This is a genomic window from Hylemonella gracilis, from assembly GCF_004328645.1.
Taxonomy (GTDB): domain Bacteria; phylum Pseudomonadota; class Gammaproteobacteria; order Burkholderiales; family Burkholderiaceae_C; genus Hylemonella; species Hylemonella gracilis_B.
Window position 1 is genome coordinate 917141 of the sequence record NZ_CP031395.1, and the last position, 12070, is coordinate 929210.

Here is a 12070-nt window from a genome sequence, read left to right on the forward strand (position 1 = left end):
GGGTGCCCGTGACCTCAATTCGCGCCGGCCGGGGGCGCGGGCCGGGCCAGGCGCGGCGTGCTCTTCATGCGCCAGGCGGCCACCATGGCCACCACGCAGAGCAGGGCCAGCATCAGGAAGGCTTCGTCGAAGGCGGCCAGTCGGGCCGGGCTGCTGGCTGCGTTCTTGAGGTTGTCGCCGTGCGCGGCGATGCGCCATTCCAGCACGATGCCGCACAGGCTCACGCCGATGGAACCGCCCAGCATGCGGATGAAGTTGATGGCACTGGACGCCTGCGAGATGAGCTTGGGTTCCAACCCCGACATGGCACCGTTGTTCAGCGAAGGCAGGATGAAGCCCAGGCCGATGCGCCCCAGCACGGACCAGCTCACCAGCCAGAAGATGGCCGCGCCCAGGCCGAGCACCAGCATCAGCGCGAAGGACGCCGCCAGCAGACCCAGGCCCGCGCAGATCAGCACCCGGATGGGCACCCGGTCCGACAGGCGACCCGCCAGCGGAATCGTCACCGCCAGCACCAGGCCGGCCGGCAGCATGATGGTGCCCACGTGGGCGGGGGACAGGCCCTGCGCCATCTGGATATAGAGCGGCAGCAGGTAGGTGGAACCAAACAACGCCGTGCCGTAGATGAAGGCGACCAGGCTGCCTGCCGCGTAGGAGCGCGACTTGAACAGCGCCGGGTGCATCAGGGGCTGGCCGCCGCCCGGTCCGCCACCTTGTTCGGCCCCGCGCACCTGCCGGTGCTGCCAGGTCCAGAAGACGCCGAGGCAGACCGCGGCCAGGCCCAGCAGCGTCCAGGCCTGCGTGCGGTCCGCGCCATGCAGCGCGACCATGCCATTGATCAAGGCCACCGTGCCCACGCCGGACACCAGCAGGCCCGGCCAGTCCAGCCGGTTGCCGTGCCGGTCCGGCGCCACCCCGCCCGGCGCCGAGACGGGCACGTAGCGGTAGGCCAGCCACAGGGCCGCCAGGCAGAAGGGCACGACCATGAAGAAGATGGAGCGCCAGCCGAAGCCGCTGACCAGCAGGCCGCCGATGCTGGGGCCGATGGCGGGCGCCAGCACCACGCCCATGCCGAAGATGCCGCCCGCGCGTCCGCGCTCGTGGGGGGCAAAGGCGCGCATGATGATGATGGGGGGAATCGGCTGCACGACCCCGGCGGCGATGCCCTCCACCACGCGCGCGGCCAGCACCAGCTCAAAGGTGTTCGACAGGCCGCCCACCACGCCGCCGCCCAGCAGCATCAGCATGCTGACCACATAGGTGCGGCGGTAGCCAAAGGCCGAGAGCAGCCAGGGCGTGCACAGCATGGACACCGTGGTGGCGATCATGAAGCCCGAACTGGCCCATTGGGCGCGCTCCTGCCCCAGATGGAAGTGGTGGCTCAGGTCGGGAATGGCCACGTTGACGATGGTGGACGACATGATGGACGCCATCGTCCCGATCATCACGGCCAGCAGCAGGCGCCAGCGGTAGTTTTCGCCGTAGTGGGTCTGCATCTCGGCCAGGCTGGACGGACGCGGGGTTGAGGGGGCGGTGCGCATATCGGGTGTGGGCATGGAGTTTGCCATGGCCCCGAGGGGCCGGGGCATTCAGCCTCTCAGGCTCCAGAGGCGCAGCGCGATGTGCATCTCGAGCGCCCGCGCAGCCTGTTCCCAACGGCCCAGCAGGTTTTCAATGGTGGCCAGGCGCTGGCGCACGGTGTTGACGTGGATGTCCAGGCGCTGGGCCGTGGTCTTGGCGTTCTGATGGCAGTCGAAATAACAGAGCAAGGTGGCCCCGAGGTCCGTGCCGCGCTTGCGATCGTGCGCGAGCAACGGGCCGATGCTGGCGTCGACAAATTGCCCGAGACTGGTGGCATCGTGGGTCTCGAACAGGGTCGAGTACAGGGCCAGTTCATTCTGGCCAACCAGCCGGTCGTTCACGCCCAGGCGCTTGAGCACGCCCAGGGCGCGTTTGAGCGTGGCATGAAGCGCTGGCAATTCGGCCGCGGAGGCGATGGGGCGGGACAGCACGCCGCGGTGCACGGTGCCCGCCTCGCGCCGCGCCCAGGTGGACAGTGCCTGCTGCGTCTCGACGGCCTGGCTGGCACCGCAAAGCACGACCAGGTTGCCGTCGATGTCGTCAATCAGACAGGGCCCGAGGGTGCTCCTCTGCAGCAGGCGTCGCACCGCGTAGCTGGTGCTGGGGCCGTCCAGCTCGGCGAGCACCAGGGTCAGTGGCTGGCCCAGATCCAGGCCAAAGCGCTCCGAGCGATCGCGCAGCACCGCGAGTTCACCCTGTCTGGGCGACATCAGGGCGTGCATCAGGTCCGACATCTCGCGGCTGTTGCTGGCGGCCTGACGCTCCTGGGAGAGCAGCACGATGCCGATCACGCTGGAGCAGCGCTCGAAGGTGCGCTCCGTGACATCTTCCAGCCTGCGCCGATGGAAAAGCGCCAGCGTGCCCAGCGCATCCTCCCCGCCGATGACCGGCATGACGCGGCAGATTTCGCCATCGACCTCATAGGCCTGCACGGAGCGTCCCGCCGTGCGGGCCTGACGCAGCGCGCGGGCCAGCTCGGCACTGTGCTCGCCATGCGGCTGGTAATGCAGCGCCGCGCTGCCCGCGTAGCCCTCGGCCGTACCCCGGCTGATGACCTGCGCGGCTTCGTCGAGCACCAGCAGGCTGCCGCCGAGCAGGTCGGCCACCGTCTGGCACAGGGTCGAGAGTGAGGCACCGCGCGCCAGCAAGGCGGTGATCTGCTCGTGCGCATCCGCGGCCGCCTGCACATTGCGTGCGTGCCGTTCCAGTTCCGTCCTGGCCTCGTCGGCCTTGCCCAGCGCGGCGGTGATGCGCTCGAAATCGCGTGCGTTCTTCAGGGCCACTGCCCCATGCGTGGCCAGGGTGCGCAGGATGGCGATGTTCTGCGCCGTGTGCACCCGGGCATAACGGTCGGCGGCAAAGAGCAGGCCGATCACCTCGTCCTGCCAGATCAGCGGCACGCCCACCAGGGCGCTGACGCCCTCGGCGCGGAAGATGTCGTCGAACTTCGGGTCGTGCGTGAAGCGCGTGTCGTGCAAGTAGTCCGGCGTGGTGAAGGGCATGCGCGTGGCCATGACGATGCTGGCCGTGCCGCGGTCGCTGCGGATTCGCATGGCGGTGGAGCTGCGGGTGAGTCCGCCGTCCGCCGCGAGGGCCTGGAACACGCCGCGGGCTTCGTCCAGCTCGGAAATCCAGGCCATGTCGGCGCCCAGCAGATGGCGCGTCCGTTTCACGAGGGTCGTCAGCAGGTCCGAGAGTTCGAGCCGCTCGGACAGATCCTGCGCCGACTCCATCACCGCGACCATGCCTTGCTCACGTTGCTGGAGCATTTCCAGGCGATTGCGCACCGCCATGGCCTGGCGCACGGTTTCGACCAGGTCGGCCTTGTCCGGGCGACTCGGGGGCAGTGCCTCCACGGCAGCGAGTTGCTGCGCGAACTCTTCCGCGGCGGCCCCGCGATGCAGCAGGCCGAGCAAGGTGTTGGCAATCTGCGGGTGTTGGTCTGAATCCAAGAGCCTTCCCCTGCGGGGCGGTGAATTGATCGGTAGGAACCCTTGATATGCCTGTTTTTATGGCTGGAGCAGCCATAAACAAGGGGGATTCTATGTGGTGCGCGCACATGGCTCCCCGTGCCGAGATTCGGGAGACTCACGCCAGTTTCTGGCAACGAATCGACCCCTCTTCCCCATGGCTTTACATGACACCCTTCGCCCCGTTCCCGGTTTGCGCGTGCTGGTCACGGCCGGAGCCAACGGGATTGGTGCCGCGGTGGCGCGCGCCTTTCACGCCGCTGGCGCGCGTGTCCACGTCTGCGACGTGGACCGCCTGGCGATCGACCGCCTGGCGACTGAGGTGCCGGGCATCACCGGCACCATGGCCGATGCCTCGGTGGCTTCCGATGTCGACGCGGTGTTCGACGGCGTGCGCAGCCAGCTGGGCGGACTGGACGTGCTGGTCAGCAATGCCGGCATCGCGGGCCCGACCGGCGCCATCGAAGACATCGACGCCGCCGCCTGGGAGCGCACCCTGGCGGTCAACCTCGACAGCCAGTTCCACTTCGCGCGCCGCGCGGTGCCGCTGCTCAAGGCCTCCCGCAGCGGGCCGTGCCTGATCGCCATGAGCTCGGTCGCGGGACGGCTGGGTTATGCCTTCCGCACCCCGTACGCGGCGAGCAAGTGGGCGATCGTGGGCCTGACCAAGTCGCTCGCCATCGAACTGGGTCCGCAGGACATCCGCGTCAACGCCATCTTGCCGGGCGTCGTCGAGGGCGCGCGCATGGACGGCGTGATCGCGGCGCGCGCGGCGACCCTGGGCCTCAGCGTCGAGGCGATGCGCCAGCAGTACCTCGAGAAGATTTCCCTGCGCCGCATGGTCACCGCCGATGACGTGGCCGCGACGGCGCTGTTCCTGTGTTCGCCGGGCGCACGCAACCTGACCGGTCAGGTCATCAGCGTGGACGGCAACGTTGAGTACCTCTAACCCCTCGCTTCACAACAAAAGGAGACAGACCATGAACATCCATCGCTACATTGCAGTGCCCGCGGCGCTGCTGATGGCGTGCGCCGCCCATGCAGAGCCGGTCAAGATCGCCGTGCTGGAAACCCTTTCCGGTCCGCAAGCCTCGACCGGCCAGACCTTCCGGGCCGGCGTGCGTTACGCCATCGACAAGATGAACGCCGCTGGCGGCTGGAACGGTGAGCCCGTGCAGCTGGTCGAGTACGACAACCAGGGCGGTCCGGCCGGCGCGTCGGACAAGCTCAAGGCGGCCATCGCCGACGGCGTGCAGATCGTCGTGCAGGGCGCTTCGTCGGCCATCGGCGGGCAGATCACCGAGGACGTGCGCAAGCACAACCTGCGCAATCCGGGCAAGGAAATCGTCTACATCAACGTGGGCGCCGAGGCGCTGGAACTCACGGGTGAGAAGTGCAACTTCCACCACTTCCGCCTCACGGGCAACGCCCAGGTCCGCACCAAGGTGCTGGTGCAGGGCATGAAGCAGGCCAAGGCGCTGGGCTCCAAGGTCTATTCGATCAACCAGAACTACTCCTGGGGTCAGGACATGGAGAACGCCATCGTGGCCAATGCGGCGGCGGGTGGCTACCAGGTGGTTGAAAAGACCTTGCACGACGTCAACAAGATCCAGGATTTTTCGCCCTACATCGCCAAGATCAGCGCCTCGGGTGCCGAGACGGTCCTGACCGGCAATTGGTCCAACGACCTGCTGCTGATGATGAAGGCCGCCAAGGCTGCGGGCCTCAAGGCCGCGTTCGGCACGGTGTTCCTCGATCAGCCGGGCAACATCCGCAATGCGGGTGACACCGCCGTGGGGCACTTCATCGTCCACGCCTTCAACGCCGAAGCGGCCGGCGCCGAGGGGGCCCGCTTCGTGGCCGACTACACGACCAAGACCGGCCACGCTCCCGTGTTCGTCGAACCGCAGACCGTGTTCGGGCTGGACATGGTGGCCGACGCTCTCAAGCGCACCAAGCCGATGGGTGGAAAGCTGGACGTGAATGCCTTTGCCCGTGCCATGGAGACCGCGCGCATCAAGACCCCCATGGGTGAGGCCCGCATGCGCGCCGAAGACCACCAGGTGCTGCTGCCGCTGGTGGTCTCCACCGTGGCCAAGGACGCACGCTACAAGGTGGACGACACGGAACTGGGTTTCAAGCCCGTGAAGGTGTTCAGCGCCGACGAGGCCGCCGCACCCGTGCAGTCGAGCTGCAAGATGCAGCGTCCCGCCTGATCCATGGAAGCCTTGCTGTTCGCGCTGCTCAATGGCGTCATCTATGGGCTGCTGCTCTTCATGGTGTCGGCAGGATTGACGCTGATCTTCGGGATGATGGGGGTGCTCAATTTCGCCCATGCATCGTTCTACATGCTCGGCGCCTACTTCGCCTACACCTTGCAAGGCGTGCTGGGCTTCGGCCCGGCGATCGTGGCGGCGACCCTGTTGGCCGGCGGCGTGGGCGCGGTGGTGGAGCGCTTCTTCCTGCGGCGTGTCCACCACCATGGCCACGCCCATGAGCTGCTGCTCACCTTTGGCCTGTCCTTCATCATCGCCGAGGGCATCAAGCTGCTGTTCGGCAACTTCCCGGTGAACTACCGGGTGCCTGCCGCGCTCGACGGCCCTGCCTTTGTGCTCAGCGGTCAGCAGTACCCCCTGTACCGGCTCTTGATGGGGGGCGTGGCCCTGCTCATGTTCGCGCTGCTCTACCTCCTGCTCACGCGGACCCGGGTGGGCATCATCGTGCGATCGGCCATCTACAAGCCGCGCATGGTCGAGGCGCTGGGCCACAACGTGCAGCTCGTTTTCATGGGCGTGTTCGGCGTGGGCGCGGCGCTGGCCGGCCTGGCGGGCGCCGTGGCCGGGGCGTTCTACACCACCAGTCCGAACATGGCGCTGGAAATCGGCGTCATGGTCTTTGTCGTGGTGGTCGTGGGGGGCTTGGGTTCGCTGGGCGGGGCGATGCTGGCCTCGCTGCTGATCGGCGTGCTGACCTCGGTGGCCGTGGGCATCGACAGCAGCCTGGCCGATCTGTTGGCACTCGTGGGCCTGGGCGATGGGGCGCGTGCCTTGGGTGGGCTGCTCACGCTCAAGCTCTCCAGCCTGTCCGCCACCTTGCCTTTTGTGTTGATGCTGCTCGTCCTGCTGTTGCGGCCGCAGGGTTTGCTGGGCGACAAGACCTGAACTTCCGCATGCGTACTACTTTATCCCTTCTCCTGGGCGGCGTGATCCTGCTCCTCGCGCTGCCCAGCCTGCTGTCGGCCGCCTTGATCAACGCCGCCGTGCAGATGCTGATCGCCGCGCTGTTCGCCAGCGCCTACAGCCTGCTCGCGGGCCGTGCCGGCATGCTCTCGTTCGGCCATGCCGCGTATTTCGGTGTCGGTGCCTTCGCCGCCGTCCATGCCATGAACGCGCTGGGCGGTGCCGGGCTGCTGCCAACGCCGCTCATGCCCTTGGCCGGCGCGGCCGCGGGGCTGGCGTTTGGCGTCGTCGCGGGCTGGTTCGCCACGCAGCGCAGCGGCACGGCCTTCGCGATGATCACCCTCGCCATCGCCGAGATCCTGCACGCACTGGCGCCGCAACTCAAGGGCCTGTTCGGGGGCGAATCCGGCATCTCGGCCATGCGCATGCCGGCCTGGGGCCTGGACTTCGGGTCCAGCACCCAGGTCTATTACCTCACGCTGGGCTGGGTGCTGCTCTCACTGCTGTTGCTGTACTTCCATACCCTGACGCCCGCTGGCAGGCTGACGCTGGGCCTGCGTGAAAACAGCCATCGCCTGCGCTTCCTCGGGTATGACGTGCATGGTCTCGGTGTGTCGGCGTTCGCGATCTCGGGACTGTTCTCGGGCGTGGCCGGCGCCTTGCAGGCGGTGGCCAATGAGTCGGCGAATTACGTGGTCTTCGATGCCGGCGTTTCGGCCAGCGTCGTGCTCAACAGCTACATCGGGGGGTGGGTGTCTTTCTCGGTCCGGCCCTGGGCGCGGCCTTGATGACCTTCTTCGGGTATGCGGTGTCCGACACCACCCAGGCCTGGCTGCTCTACCAGGGCGTGCTGTTCGTGCTGGTGATGATGTTCATGCCCCAGGGCCTGGTGGGCCTGGGCGGCGCGGCGGCGCGGCGGGTCCGGCGCCTTGGCGTGGCCCGCGCGCTGCCGCTCTTGCTGGCCTGCGTGCTGGCGGCCTTGTTGCTGGCCGCAGGCGCGGTGTTCCTGGTCGAGTTGCTGCAGCGCCTGTGTTCGCATGATTACCGCGCCCTGGCGGCTCTGGCCCCGTCGTTGCCGCCCGTCACGATGTTTGGCAAGGCCTGGGCAGCCACGGGCGTGGTCACGTGGGTGTTGCCTCTGGCTTTGCTCGCCTTGGGCGGCGTGCTGCTGGTTGATGCGCAGCGGCGTCTGCGCATCAAGGAGGAGGGCCAATCATGAGCGCGCCCATCCTGCGACTGCAAGACCTGCACAAGTCCTTTGGCGAGACCGCGATCATCCGGGGTGTGGACCTCGATCTCGCGCCCGGCGAGCGCCACGCGCTGATCGGGCCCAATGGGGCGGGCAAGTCCACGCTCTTCCATCTGATCTCGGGCAATCTGCGCCCCACGGCGGGCCGGATCATGTTTCACGGCCGCGACATCACCGGTGCCGCGCCGCGGCGCATCAACCGCATGGGACTGGCACGCTCGTTCCAGATCACCAACATCTTTCCCAAGCTCTCGGTGTTCGAGAACTTGCGCCTGGCCGTGCTGCGTCAGCAAGCATGGCCGACCGCCTTCTGGCGCCGCATCGACCGCCTGCCCGGCCTGCGCGAGGCGACGCAGCAGCTGCTGGAGCGCGTGCGCCTGCAAGCGCGCGCCCAGACGCTGGCCGGTGAGCTAAGTTACTCCGAGCAACGCTCGCTGGAGATCGCCATGACCCTGGCTTCAGACCCCCAGCTCATCCTGCTGGACGAACCCATGGCCGGTATGTCCAGCGAAGAGACCGACTACACCCTGCAACTGATCCGCGAGGTCACCGAGGGCCGCGCCCTGCTCATCGTCGAGCACGACATGGACGTGGTCTTCAAGCTGGCCGACCGCATCAGCGTGCTGGTCTATGGCCAGGTCATCGCCACCGGAACGCCGGACGAGATCCGCCAGCATTCAGGCGTGCGCGAGGCCTACCTGGGCGAGGAGGTCGCCGCATGACGCCGCTGCTGCAAGTCGAGAATCTGCACGCCCACTACGGCAAGAGCCACATCCTGCAGGGCGTGGCCTTCAGCGTTGGCGAGGGGGAGGTGCTGAGCCTGCTGGGGCGCAACGGCTCGGGTCGCTCCACCACGCTCAAGGCTGTGATGGGTCTGGTGCCGCCCAGCGCTGGCAGCGTGCGCCTGGCCGATCAGGAGTTGGCGGGCGCCAAGCCCAATCGCATCTGCCGCGCGGGCCTGGCCTATGTGCCGGAGGAGCGTGAGGTGTTCGCCAACCTCACGGTCGACGAAAACCTGCGCATGGGTGAACAGCCCGCCACACCCGGCGCGCCGCGCTGGACGGTGCAGCAGATGTTCGACTATTTCCCGCGCCTCAAGGAACGGCGCCACACGCGCGCGGGCAGCCTGTCGGGTGGCGAGCAGCAGATGCTCACCATCTGCCGGTCGCTGCTGGGCAATCCCCGCGTCATCCTCATCGACGAACCCACCGAGGGCCTGGCGCCCATGATCGTCGCCCAAGTCGGTGAGTGCATCCGCGACATGCGCGCGCAAGGGGTCTCCGTCGTGCTGGTCGAACAGAAACTCGCCATTGCCCTCAAGGTGTCCGATCGTGTCTGCGTGATGGGACACGGCCGCATCGTGTTCGAGGGCGTCCCCGCACAACTGCAATCCGATCCGGCCCTGCTCTCGCGGTGGCTGGCCGTCTAGAAAGAAGCTTCATGTCCGACAAAGTCATCATCTCCTGCGCCGTGACCGGCTCGGTGCACACGCCCACCATGTCGCCCTACCTGCCGATCACGCCCGAGCAGATCGCCACGCAGGCCATCGAAGCGGCCGAGGCGGGCGCCGCCATCCTGCATCTGCACGCACGCGACCCGGTCGATGGTCGGCCCACGCCGGACCCGAAGGTGTTCGATCAGTTCGTGCCCCGCATCAAGGCCGCGACCGACGCCGTCATCAACATCACCACCGGGGGCAGCACCCGCATGACATTGGCCGAACGCCTGGCCTACCCCCTGCAGGCCGCGCCCGAGATGTGCTCGCTCAACATGGGCTCGATGAACTTCTCCATCCACCCCGCGGCGCGCAAGATCTCGCAGTGGCAGCACGATTGGGAGCAGCCCTACGTGGAAGGCATGGAAGACCTGATCTTCCGCAACACCTTCGCCGACATCAAGCACATCCTGCAGGTGCTGGGCCGCGAACGCGGCACCCGCTTTGAGTTCGAGTGCTACGACGTGGGGCACCTCTACACCCTGGCCCACTTCCGTGACGAAGGCCTGATTGACGGGCCCATCTTCCTGCAGTGCATCTTCGGCATCCTGGGAGGGCTCGGCGCCGACCCGGAGAACCTGGTGACCATGCGCAGCACGGCCGACCGCCTGTTCGGGCGTGACGGCTACCGCTTCTCCGTGCTGGGCGCGGGGCGACACCAGATGCCGCTGCTGACCATGGCCGCCGTCATGGGGGGCAATGTGCGCGTGGGTCTGGAAGACAGCCTCTACCTTGGCAAGGGGCTGCTGGCGCGCAGCTGCGCCGAGCAGGTGCGCAAGATTCGCCGCATCCTCGACGAACTGTCGCTGGAGATCGCAACGCCCGCCGAGGCTCGCGCCATGCTGAACCTGAAGGGCGCCGACGCCGTCAACTTCTGAACCTCACCCCATCCATCATGAAAAAACTGCTGCACAACCGCGTCGCCATCGTCACCGGAGCCGGAGGCGGGCTGGGCCGCGCGCACGCCCTTGAACTCGCGCGCCATGGCGCCCGTGTGATCGTCAACGACATCGCGGGCGCCACCAATGGCGCGGCTGCGCGCGCTGTGGTGGACGACATCCGCAGCGTCGGTGGCGAAGCCCATCTGCACCTGGGCGACGTCACCCGCGCCGAGGACATGCAGGCGATGGCCGACCAGGCCATGACGGCCTGGGGCCGCATCGACATCCTCGTCAACAACGCCGGCATCCTGCGCGACAAGACCTTCGCCAAGATGCCGCTGGACGACTTCCGCCTGGTGCTGGAGGTGCATGTCATGGGCGCGGTCAACGCCACCAAGGCGGTGTGGGCACAGATGCAGAACCAACAGTACGGCCGCATCGTGATGACCACCTCGTCGTCCGGCCTGTACGGCAACTTTGGTCAGGCCAATTACGGTGCCGCCAAGATGGCCCTGGTCGGCTTCATGCAGACCCTGGCCCTCGAAGGCATGAAACGCAACATCCGTGTCAACTGCCTGGCCCCGACCGCCGCGACCGGCATGACGCATGGCGTGCTGCCGCCCGAGGTGCTCGCCAAGCTGGCGCCGGAGCAGGTCAGCCCGGCGCTGGTGCCTCTGGTGGTCGAGGACGCGCCCACCCGCATGATCATGCTGGCGGGCGCGGGCAGTTTCGAGGCAGCCCACATCACGATGACCCAGGGCATCCACATCGCGGACGAAGCCTGTGCCGATGCCGGCGAGCTGTTGTGTGACCGCCTGGCCGACGTTCAGGACCGCAGTGGTGAGCTTGTGCCGCAATCGGGCTGGGCGCAGTACGAGCACGAGCTGAAAAAAGGCATGCCCGAGCAGGAGCTCGCATCGTGAGCGGCCCGTTGCAGGGGCAGATCGCCTGGGTCACGGGGGCCGGCTCGGGCATCGGGCTGGCGGGCGCGCAGGCCCTGGCCGCAGCCGGTGCGACGGTGGTGCTTTCAGGCCGGCGGGCCTCCGTGCTCGAGACCGCAGCCGAGACCGTGCGTGCGCAGGGTGGCAAAGCCGAAGTGGAAGTGCTGGACGTGAGCGATGCGACGGCCGTCTCGGCGGTGGCGGCGCGCATCCTGGCCCGCCATGCGGGGCGCATCGACGTGCTGCTCAACAGCGCGGGCACCAACACGCCGAAGCGCTTCTGGCGCGACCAATCGGTGGAAGGCTGGCGCCAGGTGCTGGCCACCAACCTGGACAGCATCTTCTACACCACGCATGCCGTGCTGCCGGCCATGCGCGCACGCGGCGGCGGGTTGGTGATCAATGTTTCATCCTGGGCAGGCGTGCACCACCCCAAGCTCACGGGGCCGGCCTACAACGGCAGCAAGCACGCCGTCACGGCCATGACCGAAACCATCAACATGGAAGACGGGGTGCATGGCATCCGCGCCTGCTGCATTTGCCCGGCCGAGGTGGCTACGCCCATCCTCGATACCCGCCCGGTGCCGCCCAGCGCCGAGGAACGCAGCCGAATGCTGCAACCCGACGACCTGGGGCGCACCATCCGTTTCATCGCCGAGCTGCCGCCTGGGGTCTGCATCAATCAGCTGATCATCAGCCCGGCCTGGAACCGCATGTACGTGAACGACCTCTAGCCCAGTCAGCGCGGGGCAGTCGCTTGCTCAGGTGCTTGCA

The 12070-nt window shown here is 67.5% G+C and carries 10 protein-coding genes and 1 pseudogene; 9 read left to right on the forward strand and 2 right to left on the reverse strand.

The window, feature by feature from the left end:
- Nucleotides 1-14 precede the first annotated feature (14 nt).
- The gene (locus DW355_RS04435) at nt 15-1556 is read right to left on the reverse strand and encodes a DHA2 family efflux MFS transporter permease subunit (protein WP_431733213.1); all 1542 of its coding nucleotides are present in this window, start codon (nt 1554-1556) and stop codon (nt 15-17) included.
- Between the two features lie 33 nt (nt 1557-1589).
- The gene (locus tag DW355_RS04440; RefSeq protein WP_131278131.1) at nt 1590-3533 is read right to left on the reverse strand and encodes a helix-turn-helix domain-containing protein; all 1944 of its coding nucleotides are present in this window, start codon (nt 3531-3533) and stop codon (nt 1590-1592) included.
- A gap of 175 nt (nt 3534-3708) precedes the next feature.
- Between DW355_RS04440 and DW355_RS04445 the strand changes: the two genes are divergently transcribed.
- The 9 genes and pseudogenes from DW355_RS04445 to DW355_RS04485 all read left to right on the forward strand — a co-directional run bounded on the left by DW355_RS04445 (nt 3709) and on the right by DW355_RS04485 (nt 12030).
- On the forward strand, nt 3709-4500 hold the full coding sequence (locus DW355_RS04445) for an SDR family oxidoreductase (RefSeq protein ID WP_131278132.1): 792 nt from the start codon (nt 3709-3711) through the stop codon (nt 4498-4500).
- Nucleotides 4501-4531: 31 nt separating this feature from the next.
- Nucleotides 4532-5767, forward strand: a complete 1236-nt coding sequence (locus DW355_RS04450; RefSeq protein WP_131278133.1) for a branched-chain amino acid ABC transporter substrate-binding protein — start codon at nt 4532-4534, stop codon at nt 5765-5767.
- 3 nt (nt 5768-5770) lie between these two features.
- Entirely contained in the window at nt 5771-6712 is a 942-nt protein-coding gene (locus tag DW355_RS04455; protein WP_131278134.1) for a branched-chain amino acid ABC transporter permease, read from the forward strand.
- A gap of 8 nt (nt 6713-6720) precedes the next feature.
- Nucleotides 6721-7949 (forward strand): annotated as a pseudogene (locus DW355_RS04460) (branched-chain amino acid ABC transporter permease).
- Nucleotides 7946-8701, forward strand: a complete 756-nt coding sequence (locus DW355_RS04465) for an ABC transporter ATP-binding protein (protein ID WP_131278135.1) — start codon at nt 7946-7948, stop codon at nt 8699-8701. The pseudogene DW355_RS04460 and the gene DW355_RS04465 overlap by 4 nt, the downstream one beginning before the upstream one ends.
- The gene (locus DW355_RS04470) at nt 8698-9408 is read left to right on the forward strand and encodes an ABC transporter ATP-binding protein (RefSeq protein WP_131278136.1); all 711 of its coding nucleotides are present in this window, start codon (nt 8698-8700) and stop codon (nt 9406-9408) included. Before DW355_RS04465 ends, DW355_RS04470 begins: the two co-directional genes overlap by 4 nt.
- An 11-nt stretch (nt 9409-9419) precedes the next feature.
- Nucleotides 9420-10352, forward strand: coding sequence for a 3-keto-5-aminohexanoate cleavage protein (locus tag DW355_RS04475; protein ID WP_131278137.1), 933 nt, complete (start codon nt 9420-9422; stop codon nt 10350-10352).
- A 17-nt stretch (nt 10353-10369) separates the two neighbouring features.
- Nucleotides 10370-11278, forward strand: a complete 909-nt coding sequence (locus DW355_RS04480; RefSeq protein ID WP_131278138.1) for an SDR family NAD(P)-dependent oxidoreductase — start codon at nt 10370-10372, stop codon at nt 11276-11278.
- Nucleotides 11275-12030, forward strand: a complete 756-nt coding sequence (locus tag DW355_RS04485; protein ID WP_131278139.1) for an SDR family oxidoreductase — start codon at nt 11275-11277, stop codon at nt 12028-12030. Before DW355_RS04480 ends, DW355_RS04485 begins: the two co-directional genes overlap by 4 nt.
- Nucleotides 12031-12070: the final 40 nt, after the last annotated feature.